The sequence below is a fragment of the Streptomyces rugosispiralis genome (assembly GCF_024505145.1).
Classification (GTDB): domain Bacteria; phylum Actinomycetota; class Actinomycetes; order Streptomycetales; family Streptomycetaceae; genus Streptomyces; species Streptomyces rugosispiralis.
On record NZ_JANIAA010000003.1, the window covers coordinates 391,766 to 416,739 of the forward strand.

The window sequence follows — 24,974 nt, forward strand, 5'->3', positions numbered from 1 at the left end:
ACCTCCCAGCGGTAGCTGGGGGAGCGTGCCAGGCGTCGCACGCCCGGCCGGGGATATGACACAGGCTCTCAGCGCACCGTCGTCAGCCCGCTTCCGATGGTGGCGAGCAGGGTCTCGCCGCAGGCGGCCGAGGTGTCCGTCGCCCAGCACACATAGCCGTCGGGGCGGATGAGCAGGGCGGCGGCGCCCAGGTCGTCGGCGCAGGTGGCCCGGACGAGGTCGACGCGCGGCGGAAGCCGGAGGCCGTCCGGGACGGTTCCGGCCAGATCGAGCAGAACGGCGTGGCCCGAGCCGAACAGCGCCGACAGCCGGGTGGCACCGGCCTCGGTGACCAGGTCGGCGTCCGGCACGCGCCGCCCGGTGAGGGGATGTTCGCCGGGCAGCTCGTAGCGCAGCGAGAGACCGGACATCAGTCCGGCGAGGTGGCGGTTGGCATCGGGCAGCCGCAGCAGCTCGATGAAGATGTCGCGCAGGGCGGCCACGTCCTCGCTCGGGTTGGTGTCCGCCAGGACGCGCTGTGCCGAAGTGTGATGCAGGACCCGGGCCGCGGCCGGGTGCCGTTCGGCGTGGTAGCTGTCCAGGAGGCCGCTCGGCGCCCGGTCCTGGACGACCGCGGCCAGTTTCCAGCCGAGGTTGATCGCGTCCTGCATACCGAGGTTGAGCCCCTGGCCACCCAGCGGCGAATGGATATGGGCGGCGTCGCCCGCGAACAGCACGCGGCCCACGCGGTACCGCTCCAGCTGTCGCGTGGCATCGCCGAAGCGCGAGGAGTTGTCCACCGCCCCGAGGGTGGTCTCCTCGCCGTACACCTCCCGCAGCGCGGTGGCGATCTCCTCATGGGTGACGGGCGCGTCGCGGGCGGTGTCCACCTGGTCCTCGCGCCCGAAGGTGAAGCGGTAGAGGTCACCGCCGATCGGGACCAGCATGGCCCAGTAGCCGCCCACATGACGGGTCATGGTGCTGATGTGCCCCATCCGCTTCGGCACCAGCGGGGACACCGCGGTCAGCCGGATGTCGGTCAGCACCGCCTGCTGAGTCCCGGCCCGCCCGGGAAATGGCAGCTCAAGCAGTTTCCGCACCGTGCTGTGGCCGCCGTCGCAGGCCGCCAGGTAGCGCGCCCGCACCGCCAGACCGTTCGCCGTCACGGTCACGCCGTCCTCGTCCGACGCGACCTTCGAGACGGCGGCGCCCCGCAGAACCCGCGCGCCCGCGGCGATCGCCCGCTCCTCGAGCACCTCCTCGATCTCCCACTGGGGTATGGCGATCGGGTTGTTGTGGCTGGTCCGCCATGGAGTGCAGTCCAAGGGCACGGGCAGCATCGCGAAGTGCCCGCCCACCGGGTCACGCGGGGTGGCCCGCCGCAGCATCGGCTCCAACAGCCCCCGGAACTCCAGCAGTTCGGCTGTACGGGGCTGGATCGCGCCGCCCTTCACCTGCTCGATGCGCTGGTCCAGCTTCTCCAGCACCAGGGTCTCGACCCCGGCCAGCGCCAGCTCGTACGCCAGCATCAGCCCGGTCGGGCCGGCGCCCGCGATGACGACGTCGGCCGCGTTCCCCATCGTCTCCTTCTTCCCCGTCTTCTCCGTCGGCACTGCCGCTCCTCCTCGATTTCTCGCCTCGGTCTATATGTATACCAGGTGCAGAAATCCTCTGGGGGCAAGTACTCTGCTACGGTGATCGACGTGGACGGCAAGCCAGGGCTACGGGAACGGAAGAAGCAGCGGACCCACGCGGCGATCTCCGAGGCGGCGATCACGCTCTTCCTCGAGCACGGCTTCAACCAGGTCTCGGTGGCCCAGGTGGCCGAGGCCGCCGAGGTGTCCAAGCGCACGCTCTTCGCCTACTTCCCGGCGAAGGAAGACCTCGTGGTGCACCGCCTCGCCGACCACGAGACCGAAAGCGCCCGCGTCGTACGGGACCGCCCGCCCCGCACCACCCCGCTGGCCGCACTGCGCGAGCACTTCCTCAAGGGCCTGCGCGAACGGGACCCGATCACCGGTTTGAACGACCATCCCCAGATCCTCAAGCTCACCCGGATGATCCTCGACACACCCTCGCTGGTGGCCCGGATGGAGCGGTTCAAGGCCGGCGCCGAACGTGCCCTCGCGCAGGCGCTGCGGGAGACGGCGGACACCCCGGAACTCACCGCGCGGCTGGCCGCCGTCCAAATCGTCGCCGTCCAGTGGTCACTGGCGCAGGACAACACCGCACGCGTGACGTACGGGGAACCGGCCGACGAGCGCTACGCGGATGCGGTGGCCGACGCGGAGCACGCGTTCGCGCTGCTGGAGAACGGACTGCGGCACCTGCCCCCGCGGAAGTGACTCCAGGCGCCCCGCACGGATGGCTCCGGGCCGTCGGGCCGCCAGGTGCCGGGACGTGCCCGCCCGACGCGAGAGGGCCCCCGGATGGCTCCGCGGGCCCTCGTGCGTCTCGGCGTGGTCAGTTCGGGGCGGCCGCCATCGCCCGGCTCTCCTCGGCCTTCGCGGGCCTGGGGTTCAGCATCCGCTCGGCGAGCTCGCCGAAGAGGAGACCGAAGCCACCCCACAGGATCACCTGCATGGCGAGGGCGGACAGCCGGAACCGCCACAGGACGGTGGCCGGGAAGTCCGCCGGGACCTCGTTGACGACGGGCAGGAAGGCGAACGCCAGCCCGATGACGACGGCGAAGGCGGCCACCGCGGCGACGGTGGCGTACCAGGTGCCCAGCTTCGGGGCGAGCCGCTTGCCGAGGATGGTGGCGGCGATCGCGAGGAGCACGCTGAGCACCATCATCAGGAAGTACAGCGTCGTCCGCTCGCCGATGGTGTCGCCGTTGCCGACGGCGGGCGGGTTGGCCGGATACTTCAGGAACGGCACGACATAGACCGCGAGCAGCGCACAGCCGGACAGCAGCAGCGCGGTGGCCCGCGGGCCGAAGCGGCCGACGCGGCCGAGGGCCACGCAGTAGGCGAGGGCGGCGATGCCGCCGAACGCGATCCCGTAGATCAGCACACCGGTGGCCAGACCGGCGGTGGACTGCAGACTACGGGAGACGATCTCGACCTCGTGCTCATGCGCGGGCGCGTGGCCCTCCTCGAAGCCGATCGCGCGGTCGACGTTCGGCTCACCGAGGAAGTAGGCGGCGATCAGGGCGAGCACACCGGCGCCAAGACCGGCGAGCATGCCCCGCACCAACAGGTTTCTCACTGTTGCGGAGTTCATGGGGGTGCGGCGTCCCTCGCGTCAGTGGCAGGGGAAGCCGAGCAGATGGCGGGCGTCGTGCACCCACTCGTGGACGCCCTCGCCGGAGACGACCGCGGTGGCGCCCTGCTCGGCGCCGACGAAGTACAGCAGGACCAGCATCAGGATGCCGAAGAAGGCGGCCCAGGGAGCTATCGCCTTCAGCGGCAGCGTGGCGGGGAGGGTGGGCGTGGTGGCTGTCGGCTGCGCGACATGCTGCGCCATGGCAGTGGCCTCCTTGAGGGAGTTCGCGTCCCATCGGTGGTGCACAGGACGATGGCCGCGGGTCTGACTCACGGAACGTCCCCTTCGGATACGTCCCGTTCACAGTGGCGCGACCGTGCCGGATTCCCACCGGCTTCCGTCAGACCATCGTCGATATCGCATCGACGGTACCGCGTGTCGGATGCCCGGCCAAGACCGCCCACCCGGTGAGACGTCGCGAGGACGCGCCGCGGTCCGACGGCGGAAACACCAACGGCACGCCGCCGCCCGCGCCTCGCCTGCCACCAATGCCCCGGTCAACCCGCCTACAGTCGCGGTATGCGCATCGTCTCCCTGCTGCCCGCCGCGACCGACATCGTCGCCGAACTCGGGCTCGCCGAGCAGTTGGCCGGCCGGACCCACGAATGCGACTGGCCGCCGGAAGCGGTGGCGGACCTCCCCGTGGTGACCGCCACCGGCCTCGACCAGGACGCCCTCACCAGCCGGGAGATCTCCGACGCGGTCGGCGGCGCGACCCACTCCGGGTCGTCGCTCTACACCCTCGACACCGAGGCGCTGGCGGCCCTGCGCCCCGATGTGGTGCTCACCCAGGACCTGTGCGAGGTGTGCGCCGTGTCGTACCGGAAGGTCAGCCGGGCCGTCCGGCTGCTGGACGCCGGCACCCGCGTGCTCAGCCTGGAGCCGCACACTCTCGACGACGTACTGGACTGCCTGGTGACGGTGGGCGAGCTGCTCGGGGTGCGCGAGCGCGCCGAGCGGCGCCGGGCCGTCCTGCGCGACCGCCTCGACGGCATCCGCCGGGCGGTGGCGGGCCGGGCCCGGCCGCGGGTCGTGGCGATCGAATGGCTCGACCCGCTGTGGCCCGCCGGACACTGGGTCCCCGACCAGATCGCCACCGCCGGAGGCGAACCGCTGCTCGCCGCGTCCGGGCAGCACACCAGCCCGATGACCTGGGAGGCGGTGCGGGCCGCCCGGCCGGAGGTGGTGCTGGTCCTGCCGTGCGGCTTCCCGCCCGAGCGCACCCTGCGGGAGACGGACCTGCTCACCCGCCTGCCGGGCTGGACGGACCTGCCCGCGGTACGGGCCGGGAGGGTCTGGGTGCTGGACGGCCCGGCCTACTTCAACCGCCCCGGCCCGCGCGTGGTGCGCGGGGCCGAGGTGCTGGCCCACGTCCTGCACGGGGTACGGGCCGGGGACGAGGTGACGGCGGCCGAGGCGCTCCCGCTCCCGGCCGCCGCGTCCGGTGGCCCGGACGTCACGTCATGACGCGGGTGCCGCGGGGGTCAGCCGCACGGTGAGGATCTGGAACGGCCGCAGTGTCACGGCCAGTTGGTCCTCCCCGGCCGCCGAGAGCTCCGCGGGCCGCTCGGCCGGCGGGCGCTCCAGCAGGTCCGTGACCTGGGCCCCGCCCAGCGGGAATCCCGTGCGCAGCACCGCACGCGCCCGGCCGCCCAGCGACTCGTAGAGCCGCACCACCACATCGCCCGATCCGTCGTCGGCCAGCTTGACCGCCTCGACCGTCACCGCCGGATGGTCGCTGGTGATCACGGGGGCCGCCGGGGCCGCGGAGCCGACGCGCAGCGGCAGGTTCAGCGCGTACCCCTCCGCGATGGCGTCCTCGACCGTCGCGCCCGGCAGCAGCGCGTAGGTGAAGCGGTGCCTGCCCTGGTCGGCTTCCGGGTCGGGCACACGCGGAGCGCGCACCAGGGAGAGCCGGACCGTCGTGGTCGTCCCGCCGTCCGACTCCCGTGTGGTGCGCGAGACGTCGTGGCCGTACGTGGCGTCGTTGAGCACCGCGACCCCGTAGCCCGGCTCCCCGATGTGCACCCAGCGGTGGCCGTACACCTCGAAACGGGCCGCCTCCCAGCTGGTGTTGGTGTGGGTGGGGCGCTGCACATGGCCGAACTGGATCTCGGCGCGGGAGTGGTCGGCCCGCACGTCGACCGGGAAGGCGGCCTTGAGGATCTTCTCCGCCTCATGCCAGTCGATCTCCGTCTCGATGTCGATACGGCGGCTGCCCGCCCGCACCACGACGGTCTGCGCGATCCGCGAGCCCTTGCCGAAATGGCGCTCCACGCGCAGCGCCCCCAGCAGCGGGCCGTCCTCGGCCACCGTGACGGACTCCGCGTCGGTGAGGTCCGTGTAGCGGTTCCGGTAGTGCTTGTCGATGTCCCAGGCGTCCCAGTAGTTGGGCAGGTCGCTGTGGAGGCGGAGCAGGTTGCCCGCCGCGTCCGGCGCGAGCACCTCGCGGTCGGCCGCCAGGTCGCGTACGGACGCGATGGTGCCGTCCGCCGCGAGCTCCACCCGTACCAGGCCGTTGTCCAGCACCCGGCCCTGGACGGTGACCGGCCGCGGCGGCGTCCCCCGGGGGGCGAGCGGTGCGCTGCCGTTCGCCGGGACGCGCGTCCACACGGCCACCGAACCGTCCGCGAGCGTCTGCCCGTCCGTGAGCTCCTGCTGATCGGCGGCGAGATCCGCCGGTACCGTGACGACCTCGGCGCGGTCGCGCGGGCTGGTGTTGAACACGGCGGGCGAACCGTCACCGGTCGTGGCGAGGGCGTCGAGGGCCCGCTCGGTGAGCTCCCGCACCTCGGCCGCCACCCGCGCGTACTCGGCCTCGGCCTCCCGGTGCACCCAGGCGATCGACGAGCCGGGCAGGATGTCGTGGAACTGGTGCAGCAGCACGGTCTTCCACAGCCGGTCAAGATCCGCCAGCGGATAGCGGTAGCCCGGCGCGTGCAGCGCGGCCGTCGTCGCCCACAGCTCCGCCTCGCGCAGCAGGTGTTCGCTGCGCCGGTTGCCCTGCTTGGTGCGGGCCTGCGAGGTGTAGGTGGCGCGGTGCAGCTCCAGATACAGCTCCCCGGACCACACCTGGTCCTTGGGGACCTCCTTGCTCGCCTCGGCGAAGAACGTGTCCGGGTGCTCGACCCGTACCCGCGCCGAGCCCTCCAGGTCGGCGAGGCGGCGGGCCCGCTCCAGCATCTCGCGGGTGGGGCCGCCACCGCCGTCGCCGTGGCCGAACGGGGCGAGCGAGCGGGTGCCCACGCCCTTGTCCTGGTAGTTGCGCACCGCGTGCGCCATCTCCTTGCCGGAGAACTCGGCGTTGTAGGTGTCCACCGGCGGGAAGTGGGTGAAGATACGAGTGCCGTCGATGCCCTCCCACCAGAAGGAGTGGTGGGGAAGCTTGTTGGTCTGGTTCCACGAGAGCTTCTGGGTGAGGAACCACTCGTTCCCGGCGAGCTTCGCAAGCTGCGGGTAGGCCGCGTTGTAGCCGAAGGAGTCCGGCAGCCACACGCCCTTGGTCTCGATGCCGAAGTGCTCGATGAAGAAGCGCTTGCCGTGCACCAGCTGCCTGGCTATCGCCTCACCGCCGGGGAGGTTGCCGTCCGACTCCACCCACATGCCACCGACCGGCGCCCACTGGCCGCGTCTGACGGCCTGCTGGATACGGGCCCACACATGCGGGTAGTTGTCGCGCACCCATGCGTACTGCTGGGCCTGCGAGCACGCGAAGACGAACTCCTCGTACTCCTCCGCCAGCGCGGTGACATTGGAGAAGGTGCGGGACGTCTTGCGCTTGGTCTCGCGGATCGGCCACAGCCACGCCGAGTCGATGTGCGCGTGGCCGACCGCCGACATGGTGTGCGCGCTGGCGTGCGCGGGCCGGTCCAGCGCCGTCCGCAGCACGGCGCGGGCGTCGGTGGCGGTGCCGGGGATGTCGTCCAGGTCCAGGGCGTCCAGGGCCCGGTCCAGACAGGTCATGATCTCGTGCCGGCGCGGATCGTGCGCGTCCAGCTCCAGCATCAGCTCGCGCAGGACCTGTACGTCCAGGGAGAGGTGCCAGACCTCCTCGTCGAGGACGGCGAGGTCGGCGCGCTTGAATGTGTACAGCGGCTTGTCGCCCGCGGTGAGCCGGTCGCCGAGCGGGGTGGGGCCGATGAAGTCGTCGGCCAGGATGTCCGGGTTGGAGGCGGCCTCCACCAGGTAGTGGATCTCCTCGCCGCCGACGGCGGCACGGGCCACGGGCACGTACTGGTTCTGCGGGTTGACGGCCTTCAGCGGACGGCCGTCCGGCAGATGGACGAGGGCCTCGGCCTGGTTGCCGGGCCAGTCGCCGACGAAGCCGAGGTCGATCACCGTCTCGACGCGCTTGCCCGCCCACTCCGCGGGCACCTGTCCGCGCATGCGGAACCAGGTGGTGCCCCACGGCGGGCCCCAGGGCGTGTCCATCGCGAACGGCTCGTACGCGGCCTGCTCGGCCTCGGCGAAGGGCACCGGCTCGCCGGGGGCGTGCCAGGCTTCGACGGTCAGCGGGGTGGTGGCGGAGTAGACGGCGGGCTTGATGCGCTGGTCGTGGACGCGCTCGACGCGCTCCTCGATCCGGCGGCGTTCGTCGTGCACGGGGAACTCTTTTCGGGGTTGGGGTGACGGCGTGGGGTCGGCCGCGTCGCTCGGGGCACCGGTCGCCGGGCGTTCGCCCGTGCGCCCCGAAGGGGCGCGGGGAACTGCGCGACCAGCCACGACGGCGTCGCAGACGATCGACGGCGTGTCGGGGCACTTCCTGCGGACCGCTCAGTTGAGGTACGCGAGCCCGGGATGTGCCCGGCGGTAGGCGTCCACCAGGCGGCGGGCCACCTCGACCGAATCGATGAGGGGGTGCAGGGCGAACGCCTTGACGGCCGTGGCGCGGGAGCCGGAGGCGGCCGCCGCGAGGGCCTCGCGCTCCACCGCCTTGACGGAGCAGACCAGGCCGGTGGCGTGGGCGGGGAGCGGGGAGACGGCCACGGGATGGGCGCCGTTGCCGTCGACCAGGCAGGGGACCTCGATGACCGCGTCCTCGTCCAGGGCGGCCAGTGTGGTGCGGTTGCGCACGTTGAGGATCAGCGTCGTGCGCTCGTCGCGGGCGATGGCCCGCATCAGGGCCAGGGCCACCTTCTCGTAGCCGCCGGACTCGGTCAGGGACTCCTCGTCCCGCTCCCCCGCGCCCGCCGCCTCGCGGTTCTCCGCCATGTACGTGGCCTCGCGCTCGGCCCGGGTGCTGTCCCACGTCCTCAGCGCGGGCGCGGCCGGGTCGCGCAGGGCGTCGTAGAACCCGGCCTGCTGCTGGCACAGGAACGCGCCGCGGGTCTGCCGGGCCTCCCGGTACGCCGTCACCGCCTCGCGGTTGAAGTAGTAGTAGTGCAGATACTCGTTGGGGACGGCGCCCAGCGACTGGATCCACTCCGGGCCGAAGAGCTTGCCCTCTTCGAAGGAGCCCAGCAGCTCCCGGTCGGCGAGCAGCCGCGGCAGCTGGTCGCGGCCGTCGAAGCGCAGCCCGCGCAGCCAGCCCAGATGGTTGAGCCCGACGTAGTCGATCCACGCGTCCCGCGGGCGCTCGGCGCCGAGCACCCGGGCCACCCGGCGGCCCAGGCCCACGGGCGAGTCGCAGATGCCGATCACCCGGTCGCCCAGATGGCGGGAGATGGCCTCGGTGACGAGACCGGCCGGGTTGGTGAAGTTGATGAACCAGGCGTCCGGGGCGAGCGCGGCCACCCGCCGGGCGATGTGGTCCACCACCGGCAGGGTGCGCAGTCCGTACGCGATGCCACCGGCGCCGACCGTCTCCTGCCCCAGCACGCCCTCGGCCAGCGCCACCCGCTCATCGGCCGCCCGTCCCTCCAGGCCACCGACGCGGATCGCCGAGAACACGAAGTCGGCGCCCTTGAGGGCCTCGTCCAGGTCCGTGGTGACGGTGACGGTCGGCGCGTCCGGATGGTCGGCGGCCTGCTCGGCCAGCACCCGGGCGATGGCGGAGAGCCGGCCGGCGTCCAGGTCGTGCAGGGTCACGCCGGTGACCCGGCCCTCCCCGCGGTCGGCGAGCAGCGCCCCGTACACCAGCGGCACCCGGAATCCACCGCCGCCGAGAATGGTCAGTCTCACTGAAGAACCTCCGAGATGTCCCGACTCGCTGTCCGCTCCGGGAGCGGTCAGACCTTGATCACTTCGACGCCGGCCTCGGCGAGGACGGCACATGTGGCCTGATCCGCGGACGCGTTGGTCACCACGAAGTCGATGTCCTGCGGACCGCACACCTTGGCCATCCCGCGGCCGGGGAACTTCCCGGCGTCCGCGAGCAGCACCGTCTTCTCGGCGGCGGCCATCATGGCCCGCTTCACCGGCACCTCGACCACGGTCGTGTCCATCACATGGCCACCGGGCCGGATGCCACTCGTGCCCAGGAACAGCCAGTCGGCGTGCAACTGGCGCAGGCTGTCCTCGGTGAGGAAGCCCACCAGCGAGCGGTACTCCCGGCGCACCACGCCCCCGGGCAGCACCAGCTCTATCCCGGTGTCCTCCGCCAGCTCCTCGTACACCACCAGATTGCTGGTGATCACGGTGAGGCGGCGGCCGTGCAGCTGCCGGGCCAGGCGGTAGGCGGTGGTGCCGATGTCGAGCAGCACCGTCTGGCCGTCCTGGACCATCGCGGCGGCGCGCTCCGCCACGGCGTCCTTGTCGGTGACCCGGACCTCGGCGACCTCGGCGAAGGGCTGATCGCCGTCCTCCGCCACCGCACCCCCGTGCACCCGGGTGAGCAGACCGTCCTCCTCCAGTCTGATCAGGTCGCGGCGCACGGTGGCGGCGCTCACCCCGAGCTCGGCGGAGAGGTCGGTCACGGACGCGGGACCACCGGAGCGCAATGCCCGCAGGATGAGTTGATGTCGTCGCTCTGCCAGCATGCGCCGCACACTACCCTGCAATTTCAATCAACTCCATGCTTGTTTTTGATTAGGTCTTGAAAAGTTTGCTCAATTGGCTCACGATCCACGTCAGAACTTGCACACCCTTGACGAGAGGACGCGCTCGTGAGCGAGCCGCTCCCCCACGGGTCACCGGGCGATACCGCTCCCGACGTCCTGCTCACCGGACTGCTCTTCTACGACCTGGTCTTCACCGGCCTCGGCCGGGGACCCGTGCCGGGCGAGGAGATCTGGGCCAGGGGCATGGGCAGCGGCCCCGGCGGTATCGCGAATCTCGCGGTGGCCGCCGCCCGCTTCGGGCTGCGCACCTCGCTCGCCACGGTGTTCGGCGACGACCTCTACGGCCGCTACTGCCGTGCGGTGCTCGCCGGGCAGGAGGGCGTCGACCTCTCGCCGTCCCGTACGGCACCCACCGGCTGGCACACGCCCGTCACCATCTCGCTCGCGCTGGGGGCGGACCGGGCACTGGTCACCGGCGGCGCGGAACCCCCGTACGGCCAGGACGAGCTGATCGGCGACCCCCCGGCGGCCCGCTCCGCGCTCGTGCACATCGGCCCCGAACCACAGGACTGGATCGCCAAGGCGGCCGCCTCCGGCACCCGGGTCTTCGCCGACGTCGGCTGGGATCCCTCCCAGCGGTGGTCCACGGATCTGCTCGACCAGCTCTCCCTGTGCCACGCCTTCCTGCCCAACGAGGCCGAGGCCATGGCGTACACCCGCACCGCCACCCCGGAGGCGGCCCTGCGCGCACTCGCCGGCCTGGTGCCGGTCGCCGTGGTCACCCGCGGCCGGGACGGGGCGATCGCGGTGGACCAGGACACCGGGGAGTACGCCGAGGCCGACGCGCTCGACATCGATGTCCTGGACGCGACGGGCGCCGGCGATGTCTTCGGCGCGAGCTTCGTCGCCGCCACCCTGGCCGGCTGGCCGCTCGCCGAACGGCTGCGCTTCGCGGTGCTCGCCTCCGGGCTGTCCACCCGTCGCCACGGTGGAGCGCTGGCGGCGCCCGGCTGGGGCGGCGTCGCGGAGTGGTGGCGCGAGGTCGTGGCCGACCCCGGCGCCGAGGAGCTCCGCCGGACGTACGGCTTCCTCGCCGACCGGATCCCGGCCGGCGTCGGCCCGCCGCCACCGGAGGCGCCGGCCACACCGCTGTGACCGCCGCGCCGTGGTGACCGCCACACCGCTGTGCCCCGCCACACCGTTGTGACCGCCACACCGTTGTGACCGCCACACCGCTGTGCCCCACCGCGTCACCGTGACCGCCACACCGCTGTGGCCGGCCACGCCGTGGTGCCGCGGCGCCACACCCTTTTCACGGAAGCCCCTTCCCAAGGACACCCCCCCACGGCAACACCCCGACACCTCAACGACGAGACACCGAAAGGCGGTGAAGCAGTGCACCCCTCACGCAGAGGACTGCTTCGCGCGGGCCTGGCAACCACCTCGGCCGCCGTGCTGGGCGGTGCGGCCGCGGGCTGTGCGGTCCCGGCCGGATCGACCGGCCGGAACATGACGCTCTGGTACTGGGGTGGTGGACTGAGCGACAAGCTGGTGGAGGACGCCGCCAAGCGCTTCACCCAGGTCGACCTCAAGGCCACCCAGATCGGCGGATACTTCCGCTCCAAGCTGCTGACGACACTGACCGCCCGCGCCTACGCGCCCGACATCACCGGCCTGAAGGGCGAGGACATCGCCTCGCTGCTGTCCAACGCCGACCAGTTCATCGATCTCAACACGCTGGGCGCGGACCGGCTCAAGAGCCAGTACCTGGACTGGAAGTGGGCCCAGGGCACCGCCGACGACGGCCGTCAGATCGGCTTCCCCATCGACACCGGGCCGTGTGTGCACTACTACCGCCCCGATGTCTTCCGGAAGGCGGGCCTGCCCACCGAGCCCGCCGAGGTGTCCGCCGCGATGAGCACCTGGGACGACTACTTCGCCGCGGGCGAGCGGCTGAGGACCCGGGTCAAGGGCGCGTACCTGGTCACCGACCTGCTCGCGGTCCTCAATATGGGCATCGGCCAGTCGGCGAAGCGCTTCGTCGACAAGGACCGCCACTTCATCGGCGACCAGGAGCACATCGTCCGCGCCTGGAATCTGGCGCTGGAGTGCAAGCAGCGCGGTCTCGTCTCCCCCTTCAAGTCCGGCACGGTCGACCAGACCGCGGCGCTGGAGGACGGCAGGCTGCCCAGCCAGCTCGGCGCCTCGTGGGTGTCCGGGGACTTCAAGTCGCAGCTGACGAAGTCCGCCGGCAAGTGGCGGGTGGCCGCGATGCCCGAGCGGCCGGCCAACGACGGCGGCTCGTTCCTCGGGATCACCAAGTACTGCCGCAGACCCGAAGTGGCCTTCGAGATCATCACCTGGCTGCTCGGCCCCAGGAACCAGACCCGCGGCTTCGTGGAGGCGTCGCTCTTCCCCTCCACCCCGGCGTCCTACGAGATGGCCGCGATGCGCAAGCCCGACCCGTTCTTCGGCGGTCAGATCACCAACGACATCTTCGCCCGAGCCGCCCAGCGGATCCAGGTCGCCTACAACAGCCCGTACGACATGGCCCTCAAGCAGCCGATCATGGACGAGCTGACCTCGGTCCACGTCTCCGGCAAGGACCCGAGGCGAGCCTGGCGGGACGCCATGAGCACATGCCGACGCATCGCGGACCACCTGGGGGTGAGCTGAGCCATGGCCGACATGAAGACCGCACCGGCCGCGGCGATCGCGGCCGCGCCGAGCCCCACCGGAACGGTGGGCGCGACGCCGTCCGGCGGCAAGGGCCGCATCCGCCGCCACTGGCGGCTGTACGCGGCGATCTCACCGTTCTATCTGCTGTTCCTCTGCTTCGGGCTGGTCCCGGCCGGCTTCTCCCTCTTCCTCGCCTTCCAGCGCTGGGACGGTCTGGGGGACATGGAGTACGCGGGGCTTTCGCAGTTCCGCTATCTGCTCGCCGACACCCAGTTCTGGGACGCGGTGGTCAACACGCTCGAGATCTGGGCCATGGGCACCCTGCCCATGCTGTTCATCGCCCTGGTCAGCGCCGTGATGCTGAACTCCGCGGTGCGCTTCAAGGGGGTGTACCGCTTCGCCTACTTCGTGCCGTCCGTCACCTCGGTCGTCGCCGTCGCCGTCATCTTCGGTTCCATCTTCTCCACCAGCTTCGGCCTGATGAACGCCGTGCTGAGGACCGTCGGCATCGGCGAGGTGGCCTGGCTGAACGAGCCCTGGGGCATCAAGGTGGCCGTCGCCGCGCTGATGACCTGGCAGTGGACCGGGTACAACGCGATCATCTTCCTGGCCGGTCTGCAGACCATCCCGACCGAGCTCTACGAGGCGGCCAGGGTCGACGGCGCCGGGCCGGTCCGGACCTTCTTCTCGGTCACCATGCCGATGATGCGCCCGGTCATCCTGTTCACCGTGGTGGTCTCCACGATCACCGGCCTGCAGTCGTTCTCCGAGTCCCAGGTGCTGCTCGGCCGCAACGACGGCATGTCGACCTTCGCGGGCGGGCCCGAACACGCCGGACAGACGGTGGTCCTCTACTTCTTCCAGCAGACCTTCGACAACAACGACTTCGGCTACGGAGCGGCCATCGCCTGGGCGATCTTCATGATCGTGGTGGTCTTCTCCCTCATCAACTGGCGTCTGGTCAACCGCCGGGAAAAGGGCTAGGAGGCCGTCATGAGCAGGACCAAAGGGGCCATGGCCCGCGGTGTCTCGCTGCACACCGCGCTGATCGCGGGCGTGCTGCTGTCCATCTTCCCGTTCTATCTGGCCGTCGTGATGGCCACCCGGACCTCCAGCGAGATCTTCTCGTACCCGCCGAAGCTCTGGCCCGGATCGCACTTCCGGGAGAACGTCGGCCACCTCTTCGACAACGTCGACTTCTTCGGGTCGATGCTGAACTCGCTGATCGTCGCGGGCACCGTGACCGTCCTCGTGCTGTTCTTCGACTCGCTCGCGGCGTTCGTCTTCGCCAAGTTCGACTTCCCCGGCCGCAAGCTGCTGTTCGGGCTGATGATGGGCATCTTCATGCTGCCCGCACAGCTCTCCGCCATCCCGCAGTTCGTCATCATGGCGAAGCTGGGCTGGATCGGCTCGCTCACCGCGCTGATCGTCCCGGCGGCGGCCAACGCGTTCGGCATCTTCTGGATGCGCCAGTACATGACGGGCGCCATCCACGACGAGCTGATGGACGCCTCGCGGCTCGACGGCTGCAGCTTCCTGCGCCAGTACTGGCATGTGGCCCTGCCCGTGGTCCGGCCGGGCCTGGCGTTCCTCGGCATCTTCACCTTCATGAGCCAGTGGAACGACTACGCCTGGCCGCTGATCGCCCTGACCAACCCGGACCATGTCACCCTCCAGGTGGCGCTGTCCCAGCTCAACAGCGTGCACAGCATGACGGACTACGGCATGGTCATGGCCGGTGCCCTGCTGGCCCTGATCCCGCTGCTGATCATGTTCATCTTCGCGGCCCGCCACTTCATCGCCGACCTGGCCAAGGGAGCCATCCGCTGATGCACCACCCGCCCCCGTACACCCGCCCCTGGGAGACGCCCGAGCTCACGTCCTGGCGCCGGCTGCCGCTGCACGCGGTGGTGCGCGGCGCCACGGACACCGGCCGGACGGCGCTCGACGGCGACTGGCGGTTCCAGCTGCTGCCCTCGCCCGACGAGCCCCTCGCCGAGCGGTGGGGAACCGCCCGGGTGCCCGGCTGCTGGACCACGCAGGGCACCGACGACCTCCCGCACTACACCAACTTCACGATGCCGTGGCCGGAGTTCCCCCCGGCCTCCCCGGCGAAGAACCCGACGGGCGTGTACGAGCGCGAGGTCGACATCCCCGCGGAGTGGGCGGGCAAGCGGATCGTGCTCCACGTCGGGGCCTTCGAGAGCGTGCTGCTGGCCGAGGCCGGCGGCCGTCCCGTGGGCATGGGCAAGGACTCCCACCTGGCAAGCGAGTTCGACATCACCGACGCCGTGCGGCCGGGCGGGCGCACCACCGTACGGCTCACGGTGGTCAAGTGGTCCGACGCCTCGCACATCGAGGACCAGGACCACTGGTGGCACGGCGGCATCACCCGATCCGTGTACCTCTACGCCGTCGACCCGCTGCACCTGGCCGATGTGCGGATCACCGCACCGGCGGACGGGCGGCTGCGGGCCGAGGTGCTGGTCCGCTCGGCGCACGGCGCCCTCCCCGCCGGGTGGTATGTCACCGGGTCGCTGGAGGGCGTCGGCGAGCTGCGGTTCGACGCGGAGTACGCCGCCTGGTGCGCCGCCGAGGAGCGGGTGTCGGACTTCCTCGGCGAGGCCCGGCTGCACACCGCCGTGCCGGAGGTGCGGAGCTGGTCCGCGGAGACCCCGCACCTCTACGGCTGCGTGATCCGGCTGCACCGCGCGGACGGTTCGGTCGCGGACACCTCGTACCACCGCGTCGGCTTCCGCGATGTCGCGGTGCGCGGCCGGGATCTGCTGGTCAACGGCGAGCGGGTGTTCATCCGCGGGGTCAACCGCCACGACTTCCACCCGCTGACCGGGCGCGTGGTGTCGTACGACGACATGCGCGCCGACCTCGTCACCATGAAGCGCTTCGGCTTCAACGCGGTGCGCACCTCCCACTACCCCAACGACCCGGTCTTCCTCGATCTCTGCGACGAGCTGGGCCTGTACGTCGTCGACGAGGCGAACATCGAGGCGCACGACCACGCCCACGAGATCGCCGACGACCCGCGCTACCTCGCCGCGTTCACCGACCGCGTCTCGCGGATGGTGCTGCGCGACAAGAACCATCCGTCGGTCATCGTGTGGTCGCTGGGCAACGAGTCCGACCACGGCGCCAACCACGACGCCGCGGCCGGGTGGGTGCGCCGCCACGACCCGAGCCGTCCCGTGCAGTACGAGGGGGCGCTGCACCGCGGCTGGACCCACTCGGGCACCGTCACCGACATCGTCTGCCCGATGTACGCCTCCATCGACGAGATCACCGCACACGCGCGCTCCGGTGAGCAGACCAAGCCGCTCATCCTGTGCGAGTACTCGCACGCCATGGGCAACAGCAACGGCAGCCTCGCCGACTACTGGGCGGCCATCGAGTCCACCCCCGGTCTCCAGGGCGGATTCATCTGGGAGTTCTGGGACCACGGCATCCTCCAGCGGCTCTCCGACGGCCGCCCGGCGGGGCTCGCGGGCGCGGGCGGATACGGCGGCGGGGTCGCCGGGCCGGGGATGCGCTGGGCGTACGGCGGCGACTTCGGTGATACGCCGAACGACGGCGCGTTCGTCGCGGACGGCGTCGTCTTCCCGGACCGCACGCCCAAGCCGGTCCTGTACGAGCACCGGGAGATCGCCGCGCCGGTGCGGCTGACCCACGACGCGGAGGGGGTGCGCGTCCACAACCGCCAGCACTTCCGCGATCTGTCGTGGCTGGCGGCCGAGTGGGTGCTGTCCGTCGACGGGCACGGCGCGGACCACCCGCCGGTCCCGGCGCGACTGCCGGACCTCCCGCCGGGCGCGAGCGCCCCGGTCGAGCTGCCGCCCGACCTGCCGGCCGGGCCGGCGTCCGGCGACGGCGAGGCATGGCTGACGCTGCGGGTCCGTACGGCGGAGGCGGAGGCGTGGGCGGCGGCCGGGACCGAGGTGTGCACGCCGCGGGTGCGGCTGCGGGAGCGTGCGCCGTCCACCGCGTCCACTGCGTCCACCGCGTCCACCGCGTCCGCCACGTCCACCGGGTCCGCCACGCCGGTCGACGGCCGCGGCCTGCCGCCGGTGGAGGTCGGCGAGGACGGGCTGCTGGCCCATCCGGCGCTGTCCGCGCCGCCGGTGCTCTCGCTGTGGCGGGCGCCGACGGACAATGACGAGCTGGGCGGGCTCGGCGAGCGGTGGCGGGCCTGGGGGCTCGATGCCGCGCGCCGCCGGCTGGTGTCCGTCGAGCGGGACGCCGCCGGGGCCGTCACCGTCCTCGCGGAGTACGACACCACCGCTGGTCCGGTGCGCCACCGCCAGGTGCTGCGACCGGTGCCGGAGGGGATCCGGGCCGGGAGCCGTGTCGGGACCCACGCGGGGACCCACGCCGGGATCCATGCCGGGATCCATGCCGGGATCCATGCCGGGATCCATGTGGAGGAGACGGCCGAGTTGCCCGCCGGGCTGACCGATGTGCCCCGCGTGGGCACGGTCTTCGAGACGGCCGCCCGGCACGACCGCCTCGCCTGGTACGGGCCGGGCCCCTGGGAGACCTATCCGGACCGGTGCGCGGGCGGGGCCGTCGGGCACCACCAGGCCACCGTGGACGAGCTGTTCACGCCGTATCTGCGCCCGCAGGAGAGCGGCGGACGGCACGCGGTGCGCCACTTCACGCTCGACGACCGGTGGCACATCGCCCTCGACGCGCCGCGCCAGGTCTCCGTCACCCGCCATCGCGCCGCCGATCTGGCCGCCGCCACGCACCACGACGAACTGGTCCCGCGCGACACCTGCGTGGTGCACATCGACGCCGCGCACCGCGGTGTCGGCACCGCCTCGTGCGGCCCGGACACCCTTGCCCGCTACCGCGTCGGCCCCGGCACATACCGCTGGTCCTGGACGCTTTCCGCTCTCTAGGACCCTCCAGGACCCTCCAGGAAACGGGAGTTCACCACACCATGGCCATGCAACCCTGGTTCCCCGACGCCAAGTTCGGCATCTTCATCCACTGGGGCATCTACGCCGTCGACGGCGTCCAGGAGTCCTGGTCGTTCTTCGAGGGCGACGTCCCCCACGACCAGTACATGGCGCAGCGACACGGCTTCACCGCCCGCCACTACGCCCCGGAGGACTGGGCGGACCTCTTCGCCCGTGCCGGTGCCCGGTACGCCGTGCTCACCTCGCGCCACCACGACGGCGTCGCCCTGTGGGACACCGCGGAGGGCGACCTCAATGTGGTGCGGCACACTCCGGCCGGACGCGATCTGGTCGGCCCGTACGCGGCGGCGATGCGGGAGCGCGGCATCAAGGTCGGCCTCTATTACGCCCACAACGACTGGAACCACCCCGACTACGCCTCCACCCGCTACGAGGGCCGTCCGCCCGAGCAGGAGAACAACCCGTACGCCGAGGTGCCGAAGGAAGAGGAGGACCTGGCGGCGTGGGCCCGTTACCTCGCCTACCGGGACGGCCAGGTGCGGGAGCTGACCACCCGGTTCCGTCCCGACCTGCTGTGGTTCGACGGCGAGTGGGAGCGCACCGAGGAGCAGTGGCGGATCAAGGACCTGGCCCGGCTGATCCGCTCCGAGGTGCCGCGGTGTGTGCTCAACGCGCGCATGCTCAGCGAGGGCGACTACGCCACCCCCGAGCAGGGTGTGCCGATCGAACCGCCCGCCGGTCCCTGGGAGTTGTGCCTGACCTTCAACGACTCATGGGGCTACCGCCACCACGACCACAACTACAAGTCGACCGGCCGGCTGATCCGGTACTTCACGGAGACCATCGGCGGCGGCGGAAACCTGCTGCTGTCCGTGGGCCCCAAGGAGGACGGCACCATCCCGGCCGAGCAGGTCGAGCGCCTCGAGGGCATGGGCGCGTGGCTCGCCCGCCACGCCGAGGCCGTCTACGGCACGGTCCGGGGCCTGCCCGCCGGGCACCACTACGGACCCAGCACGCTCTCCGCCGACCGCCGCACGCTCTACCTCACCGTGTTCGACATTCCCCGCGGCCCCATCGGGGTGCGCGGCCTGCGCACCCCGGTGCGGCGGGTCGGCGTCCTCGGCACCGGCACGGAGCTGGGCCACCAGGTCACCGGCGGCCTGCACGAGGTACCCGGAGTGCTGTGGATCGACCCGCCCAGCGCCGCTGACCTGGACGAACACGCGACGGTCCTCGCCGTCGAGCTGGATGGCGAGCTGGACCTGTACCGGGGCGCGGGCCGCTTCTGAGCGGCCCGCGCGGTCCGATCAGGTGTCAGGTGTCCTGGCGCAGGAACAGTTCCACGACCGGTACCGCCACATCGGGGCGGACGACCGGCAGGCTCAGGGTCAGGGTGCCGGGCGGCTGGCCGCCGAGGCCGGTGTTCTGCGCCTTGATCGACGGGTCGATCTCGCGGTACTTGATCTCGGACGCGTCGTGCAGGAACTGCGCGTACTCGACCTTGCCCGCCAGGTCCGGCAGGTGGACATGGCCGAAGGGCCAGGTGAAGAGGTGCAGATAGAGGCGGTTGCCGCGCTGGGTGTAGCGGGTGTCGACCGGGGCGCGGTGCGGGGAGGGCCCTGCGCCGTAGATCGAGCGCTGGTGGCGGGACATCCACGCCCCGATCCCCTCCAGCGTGGCGAGGGCGGTGGCGTCGAAGTCACCGCGTCCGGTCGGGCCGACGTTCAGCAGCATGTTGCCGTTCTTCGAGACGCCGTCGACGAGCATCCGGACCAGCAGGTCGACCGGTTTCACATTGAGGTTGTCGCGGTCGTAGCCCCAGCTGCCGTTGAGGGTCTGGCACGCCTCCCAGACCACCGGCTGCCCGTCGACCTCCATGGGCCTGTCGGGCTGGTACTGCTCGGGTGTGACGAGGTCACCGGGGATGGCGAGCCGGTCGTTGACGATGATCTCGGGCTGCAGCCCGCGGGTGAGCGCGAGGAGTTCCTCCGAGCCCCACTCCTCCTTGCCCTTGCCGTTCCACACGTCGTGGTGGTCGTCGTCCTTGTACGAGAAGTCGTAGAAGAGGTAGTCGATGGTGCCGTAGCCGGTCAGCAGCTCCTCCACCTGACCGTGCAGATAGGCGCGGTAACGGGCCATGTCACGGCCCTCGTTGAGCCGCTTGATCTCCTCCGGCGGGTCGTCACGGCGCGGGTGGAGGCCGTCGACGACGAAGTCCGGGTGGTGCCAGTCGATGAGCGAGTGGTAGAAGCCGGCGCGCAGCCCCTCGGCGCGCACGGCCTCGACGAACTCGGCGACGAGGTCCTTGCCGATCGGGGTGTTCATCGAGGTGTAGTCGGTGAGCTTGGAGTCCCACAGACAGAAGCCGTCGTGGTGCTTGGTCGTGAGCACCATGTACTTCATTCCGGCGCGCTTGGCGGACCGCGCCCACTCGCGGGGGTCGAAGAGGTCCGGTTCGAAGTGTCGGAAGTAGCGGTCGTAGTCCTCGTCAGTGATGCGTTCGCGGTTCTTCACCCACTCGTGGCGGGCGGGCAGGGCGTACAGGCCCCAGTGGATGAACATGCCGAAGCGGTCTTCGGTGAACCAGGCGGGGATGGCCATCGAGGGGGATTCCTTTCCCGGAGATGAGGAGGCGCACAGGGGGTCAGCGGCCGCCCAGGCCGCTGGTGACGATGCCGCGCACGAGGTGCTTCTGGAGGAGGACGAGGATGATCACGGTCGGCAGCATCGAGATCACCGAGGCCGCCATGACGAGGCTCCACTCATTGCCCTGCTGTCCGAAGAACGCCTGGAGGCCGAGCGGGATGGTGGCTCGCGCGTTGACATCGTTGACGATCACGAGGGGCCACAGGAAGGAGTTCCAGTAGCTGATGAAGGTGAAGACAGCGAGCACGGCGAGGGTGGGCCGGGCCAGTGGCACCATCACGTTGAGGAAGGTGCGCACGGTCCCGGCGCCGTCGACCCGGGCCGCGTCGTCCAGTTCCTGGGGAACGGTCAGGAAGAACTGGCGCAGCAGGAACGCGCCGAGCGCGGTGAACGCCCACGGGATGATGAGCGCCTGGACGGTGTCCACCCATCCGAGGTTCTGCATCATCACGTACATCGGGATGACGAGGACGTCCTGCGGGATCATCAGGGTCGCGAGGAACAGCAGGAACACCACGTTGCGGCCGCGCCAGCGCAGCCGGGAGAAGGCGTATCCGCTGAGTGCCGCGACGGTCACGTTGATGGCGGTGCCGACGACGGCGACGAGGACACCGTTGAGGATGAAGCGGGCGAACGGCAGATAGCTGAAGACGTCGGTGTAGTTCTGCCACCGGAGCGCGGAGCCCCAGAGCGTCGGCGGGGTGGTGAAGGTGTCCGACTCGGGCTTGAGGCTGGTGGCCACCATGTAGATGAGCGGCGCCATGAAGGCCAGGGCGATGAGGCACAGGATCACATAGCCGATCGCGCGCCGCACCCGCGGTGCCGCTCCCGTCGTCCGCGTACCGCCGCCACTGATGCCGCTACTCATAGTGCACCCACCGCTTCTGGCCGAGGAACTGGACCGCCGTGATGCCGAGGATGATCACGAACAGCACCCAGGCGCCCGCCGAGGCGAGCCCGAGCTGCTGGTTCTGGAAGCCGGTGTTGTAGATGTACTGGACGAGGGTTTCCGTCTCCGTCCCCGGGCCGCCCTTGGTGAGCAGGAACGGCTGGGTGAACACCTGGAACGAGGTGATGAGCGTCATCATGGTGGCGAAGAAGATCGACGGCGAGATGGCCGGGAACTTCACATGCCAGAAGGTCCGCCACGGGCTCGCGCCGTCGAGCTGGGCGGCCTCGATCTGGCTGTCCGGCACCGCGTCGAGCGCGGCGGAGAAGATGAGCATGTTGTAGCCGAACCCCGCCCAGACGCTCATCGCCACGACCGCGAACATCGCCCAGGTGTCGTCGGCGAGGAAGTTGGGGGCGTGCTCGCCGAGGGTCGACTGGAGCGTGGCGTCGATGAGGCCGTCGGGCTGGTACAGCATCCGCCAGACGACGACGTTCGCCACCAGCGGGGTGATGGTCGGGATGAAGAACAGCACCCGGAAGATGTGCCGGTGTCTGATCCGCGGTGTCAGCCAGGCCGCGAGCCCGAGGGAGACCACGAGGTTCAGCGGCACATAGAGGATCACGTACTCGGCCGTGTTGCGCACCACGACCCAGAAGATCGGATCATCGAAGAGCCGGCGGTAGTTCTCCAGTCCGGTCCAGGTGTGGCCGCCGATCATCGGCCAGTTCATGAAGCTCACGACGAGGGACGCGACGATCGGGACCACGGTGAAGAGCGCCAGCCCGATCGAGTGCGGGGCGGCGAACGCCGCGCCCCACCATGTGCGGCGCCCGATCTCGGCCGGGCGCCGCGCCTCGGGCTCCTCGTCCACCGCGATGGCGGTGCCCGGGGCGGCCACCTCCACCGTCACCACCTCCTCCTCGGCCGGGGCGGCCTGCTCGGTAGTCACGGCCGTCACTGCCCGAGCTGGCCCGCGATGGACTTCATGGTCTCGGCGCCCGACTGCTGTCCGTTGACGGCCTGGATGCCGTACTGCGAGAAGAGCTGCTGGAGCTGGTCGCTCTGCTTGTTGCCGGGCAGTGGTGTCGATGCCTTCTGGGCTGTCTTGAGGACGCTCTCCACGCCGTCGATGTGCGCGTTCTCGTACCACGTCTGCTGGGCGGCGGTGCGGCCGGGGAAGGCCCGGCCCTGCCGCGCCAGGGTGGTGAGCACCTTCTGGCTCGTCATCGTCTTGATGGCCGTGAACGCCTGGTCGGGGTAGGCGCACTGTTTGGAGATGCCGAATCCGGAGCCCGCCGAGAAGGTGGACGGACCGGAGGTGTGGCCGGTGGGTATGGTCGTGACCCCGATCGGGAACTTCACCTTGTCCTTCTGGCTGAGCAGGGACCAGGGGCCGTCGAGATACATGCCGACTTTCTTGGACACGAAGTTGTTGGAGGGGGTGTCGTTGTCCGCGCCGGCCTGGGTGGCGGTGCCGTTCTTGACGAGCGAGGAGAGCCAGTCGAGCCCCTTGGCGAAGGTGGGGTTCGACGGATCGAGCGTTCCGTCGGCCTTGATGACCCGGCCGCCGTTGTAGCCGAGGATCATCGATTCGAGATTCATGTCCGCGACACTCGAGGCGAACATCGTCTTTCCCGCCGCCTTGAACTTCGCCGCGGCCGCCGTGAAGTCGGCGAGTTTCCAGCCGGGCTTCGGCTCCTCGGCACCGACCTGCTTGAAGAGGTCCTTGTTGTAGAAGAGCAGCATGGGCCCGGTGTCATACGGCAGGGCGTACAGCTTTCCGTCGACCTTCATTCCGTTCAGGGCGGTGGTGTCGAACGCGGAAAGATCGAACCCGCCCTTCTTGGCGTAGGAGTCGATCGGCCGCAGGACATCGGTGTAATTCGCGGCGCGCAGACTCTGGATGCTCACGACGCACGGCGCGCTCCCGGTGCTGAGCTGGGTGCGGAGCTTGGTGAAGTAGTCGTTGAAAGGCGCGCCCTGGATCGTGACCTTCGGACCGCCCTGGGCGCTCACCGAATTCGCCACCTGCTGCCAGGCTGCCTTGTCGGACGAGCCCGCGATCCACATCGACCAGACGAGTTTGTCCTTCGACTGGTTGGACGTGCTGGAACTGGAGGAACATCCCACCAGCATTCCCCAGGCGGCGGCCGCCGCGGTAACACCGACGAGGAGTCGTCTTTTCATAGCAGAGTCCACTTCATGTGCGTGCTCGGATGGCCGTACACGGACAGCACGGAACGCGGGCATGGAACGCGGGTGTGGAACGCGCATGCGGATGCCGCTGCGGCTGCTGTGGGAAAGCCCCGACCACGATGAGTGGAGTGGGGCGAGAAGATATGGCGGGTGTGGTGAACGTCAGAAACCGAATAAGACGGGCGCCGTGTGTACGGCGGCCGCTCCATGGTGCGCTCGATACGTACGGAAACTGAAGTCCCTGACCGTCACTGTCGTGATCCGACCCATTGCGACTCCTTTGGCCGGCCCTTTTTACCAGGACGCATCGGCATCAGAACATCCGATGTATTGGAGTGTCAAGGTGTCGTACGGGCCCGATCTCCGCGCCAAATCTTCCGCCGTCGGCGTCAGAGCTTGGACGTCTCCGGCAAGTCCCCATGTGTCTCACACCGCGCCACGGCGGACACGTCGGAGCGCGGGAGAGTGCGGAACGCCGACATCAGAGCGCTCGCGAGGTACAGCAGGGCGAAGGCCCAGCTCTCGGGTGAGATCGACGTGATGTTCACGTGACATCACCGGGGGACGACGCGCACGTTGACGCCGCGCTCGCGCAGCCCGCGCACCTCCCCGGCCGGTGCCGCGTCGTCCACCACGAGCAGGTCGAAGTCGGTGAGCGGAGCCAGCGCGTACAGGCCCTGGTTGGCGAACTTCGTATGGTCGACGAGGAGTACGCGACGTGCGGCGGCGGCCATCATCGCCTGCTTGACCTGCACCGTTTCGGGTGACATGTGGTAGCAGCGGCCCGCGGTGACGGCGGTGGTGGACATGAACAGCACATCGGCGCGGAAGGCGGACATGCTCTGCGCGGTGTGCGGTCCCATGAAGGCGTCGTACGCCGGGAAGTAGGTGCCGCCGAGCGCCACCAGCGCCGTTCCGGGCTTCTTGGCCAGAGCCGCGATGACGGGCAGCGAGTTGGTTATCACCGTGATCGGTGTGTGGTGGGGCAGGTGCTGGGTCAGGCCCAGGCAGGTGGTGGAGTCGTCGATCACCACGATCTGGCCGGGGGCCAGTTCCTCGGCGGCCGCCCGCGCCAGCCGCTGTTTGGTCTGCGTCATCGTCGTCATGCGCTCGCCGACACTGCCGTGGAACTGCGTGGACGGCAGACAGCTCGCGCCGCCGCGCACCTTGCGCAGCCAGCCCTGCGCCTGGAGGGCGTCCAGGTCGCGGTGGATGGTCATCACACTGACGGCGAACTCGGCCGCCAGGTCCGAGGTGCGGACGAAGCCCTTGGTCGTGACCAGCTCGCGCAGCCGGCGCCGCCGCTCCTCCTGCCCATCCGTACGGGTCATGGCCGGCGGCTCCTTATCGCTTCCGCACCACCCCGGCGGACCGATGTGAGACGACCTGATGTGAAACTCACGCGAAGGTAACACGGGGACGGGACGCCGCGTCCCCCCTGTG

Annotated in this window: 19 protein-coding genes and 1 riboswitch; of the genes, 8 read left to right on the plus strand and 11 right to left on the minus strand. The window is 70.5% G+C overall.

Annotated elements, in window-relative coordinates; translation table 11 throughout:
* Window positions 1–68: 68 nt before the first annotated feature.
* Window positions 69–1,559, minus strand: coding sequence for an FAD-dependent monooxygenase (locus NP777_RS08215; protein ID WP_256649508.1), 1,491 nt, complete (start codon window positions 1,557–1,559; stop codon window positions 69–71).
* 123 nt (window positions 1,560–1,682) lie between these two features.
* Here NP777_RS08215 and NP777_RS08220 point away from each other — a divergent pair, with 123 nt between their 5' ends.
* Window positions 1,683–2,324: a TetR/AcrR family transcriptional regulator gene (locus NP777_RS08220; RefSeq protein WP_256649509.1), complete on the plus strand. Its 642-nt coding sequence runs from the start codon at window positions 1,683–1,685 to the stop codon at window positions 2,322–2,324.
* A 118-nt stretch (window positions 2,325–2,442) separates the two neighbouring features.
* Here NP777_RS08220 and NP777_RS08225 read toward each other — a convergent pair whose 3' ends face one another.
* Both NP777_RS08225 and NP777_RS08230 read right to left on the minus strand, forming a co-directional pair.
* A complete protein-coding gene (locus NP777_RS08225) occupies window positions 2,443–3,204 on the minus strand; it encodes a CbtA family protein (RefSeq protein WP_256649390.1) in 762 nt (253 codons plus the stop codon).
* Window positions 3,205–3,225: 21 nt separating this feature from the next.
* Window positions 3,226–3,447 carry a CbtB domain-containing protein gene (locus tag NP777_RS08230; RefSeq protein WP_256649391.1) on the minus strand — a complete coding sequence of 74 codons (222 nt, stop codon included), beginning with the start codon at window positions 3,445–3,447 and terminating at the stop codon, window positions 3,226–3,228.
* A 36-nt stretch (window positions 3,448–3,483) separates the two neighbouring features.
* A riboswitch (cobalamin riboswitch) is annotated at window positions 3,484–3,611 on the minus strand.
* A 154-nt stretch (window positions 3,612–3,765) separates the two neighbouring features.
* Between NP777_RS08230 and NP777_RS08235 the strand changes: the two genes are divergently transcribed.
* Window positions 3,766–4,713: a cobalamin-binding protein gene (locus NP777_RS08235; RefSeq protein WP_256649392.1), complete on the plus strand. Its 948-nt coding sequence runs from the start codon at window positions 3,766–3,768 to the stop codon at window positions 4,711–4,713.
* On the opposite strand, the gene NP777_RS08240 is transcribed toward NP777_RS08235, so the two are convergent.
* The 3 genes from NP777_RS08240 to NP777_RS08250 all read right to left on the minus strand — a co-directional run bounded on the left by NP777_RS08240 (window position 4,708) and on the right by NP777_RS08250 (window position 10,163).
* The gene (locus tag NP777_RS08240) at window positions 4,708–7,848 is read right to left on the minus strand and encodes an alpha-mannosidase (RefSeq protein WP_256649393.1); all 3,141 of its coding nucleotides are present in this window, start codon (window positions 7,846–7,848) and stop codon (window positions 4,708–4,710) included. The two genes, NP777_RS08235 and NP777_RS08240, sit on opposite strands and share 6 nt — an antisense overlap.
* A gap of 171 nt (window positions 7,849–8,019) precedes the next feature.
* On the minus strand, window positions 8,020–9,366 hold the full coding sequence (locus NP777_RS08245) for a 6-phospho-beta-glucosidase (RefSeq protein ID WP_256649394.1): 1,347 nt from the start codon (window positions 9,364–9,366) through the stop codon (window positions 8,020–8,022).
* Between the two features lie 47 nt (window positions 9,367–9,413).
* Window positions 9,414–10,163 (minus strand): DeoR/GlpR family DNA-binding transcription regulator, encoded by a 750-nt coding sequence (locus tag NP777_RS08250; protein ID WP_137976861.1) that lies wholly within the window; start codon window positions 10,161–10,163, stop codon window positions 9,414–9,416.
* Window positions 10,164–10,289: 126 nt separating this feature from the next.
* Here NP777_RS08250 and NP777_RS08255 point away from each other — a divergent pair, with 126 nt between their 5' ends.
* The 6 genes from NP777_RS08255 to NP777_RS08280 all read left to right on the plus strand — a co-directional run bounded on the left by NP777_RS08255 (window position 10,290) and on the right by NP777_RS08280 (window position 19,086).
* The gene (locus NP777_RS08255; protein WP_256649395.1) at window positions 10,290–11,339 is read left to right on the plus strand and encodes a PfkB family carbohydrate kinase; all 1,050 of its coding nucleotides are present in this window, start codon (window positions 10,290–10,292) and stop codon (window positions 11,337–11,339) included.
* 240 nt (window positions 11,340–11,579) lie between these two features.
* The gene (locus tag NP777_RS08260) at window positions 11,580–12,860 is read left to right on the plus strand and encodes an extracellular solute-binding protein (RefSeq protein WP_256649396.1); all 1,281 of its coding nucleotides are present in this window, start codon (window positions 11,580–11,582) and stop codon (window positions 12,858–12,860) included.
* A 3-nt stretch (window positions 12,861–12,863) separates the two neighbouring features.
* On the plus strand, window positions 12,864–13,847 hold the full coding sequence (locus NP777_RS08265) for a carbohydrate ABC transporter permease (protein ID WP_256649397.1): 984 nt from the start codon (window positions 12,864–12,866) through the stop codon (window positions 13,845–13,847).
* 9 nt (window positions 13,848–13,856) lie between these two features.
* Window positions 13,857–14,693, plus strand: a complete 837-nt coding sequence (locus NP777_RS08270) for a carbohydrate ABC transporter permease (RefSeq protein WP_256649398.1) — start codon at window positions 13,857–13,859, stop codon at window positions 14,691–14,693.
* On the plus strand, window positions 14,693–17,776 hold the full coding sequence (locus NP777_RS08275) for a glycoside hydrolase family 2 TIM barrel-domain containing protein (protein ID WP_256649399.1): 3,084 nt from the start codon (window positions 14,693–14,695) through the stop codon (window positions 17,774–17,776). Before NP777_RS08270 ends, NP777_RS08275 begins: the two co-directional genes overlap by 1 nt.
* A 41-nt stretch (window positions 17,777–17,817) precedes the next feature.
* A complete protein-coding gene (locus tag NP777_RS08280) occupies window positions 17,818–19,086 on the plus strand; it encodes an alpha-L-fucosidase (protein ID WP_256649400.1) in 1,269 nt (422 codons plus the stop codon).
* A 25-nt stretch (window positions 19,087–19,111) separates the two neighbouring features.
* Here NP777_RS08280 and NP777_RS08285 read toward each other — a convergent pair whose 3' ends face one another.
* The 5 genes from NP777_RS08285 to NP777_RS08305 form a co-directional block, all read right to left on the minus strand.
* Window positions 19,112–20,398: an alpha-L-fucosidase gene (locus NP777_RS08285; RefSeq protein ID WP_256649401.1), complete on the minus strand. Its 1,287-nt coding sequence runs from the start codon at window positions 20,396–20,398 to the stop codon at window positions 19,112–19,114.
* A 43-nt stretch (window positions 20,399–20,441) separates the two neighbouring features.
* Window positions 20,442–21,311 carry a carbohydrate ABC transporter permease gene (locus tag NP777_RS08290; protein WP_256649402.1) on the minus strand — a complete coding sequence of 290 codons (870 nt, stop codon included), beginning with the start codon at window positions 21,309–21,311 and terminating at the stop codon, window positions 20,442–20,444.
* On the minus strand, window positions 21,304–22,284 hold the full coding sequence (locus NP777_RS08295) for a carbohydrate ABC transporter permease (protein ID WP_256649403.1): 981 nt from the start codon (window positions 22,282–22,284) through the stop codon (window positions 21,304–21,306). Before NP777_RS08295 ends, NP777_RS08290 begins: the two co-directional genes overlap by 8 nt.
* A 5-nt stretch (window positions 22,285–22,289) precedes the next feature.
* Window positions 22,290–23,522 carry an ABC transporter substrate-binding protein gene (locus NP777_RS08300; protein ID WP_256649404.1) on the minus strand — a complete coding sequence of 411 codons (1,233 nt, stop codon included), beginning with the start codon at window positions 23,520–23,522 and terminating at the stop codon, window positions 22,290–22,292.
* A 563-nt stretch (window positions 23,523–24,085) separates the two neighbouring features.
* Entirely contained in the window at window positions 24,086–24,862 is a 777-nt protein-coding gene (locus NP777_RS08305; protein WP_256649405.1) for a DeoR/GlpR family DNA-binding transcription regulator, read from the minus strand.
* Window positions 24,863–24,974 lie beyond the last annotated feature (112 nt).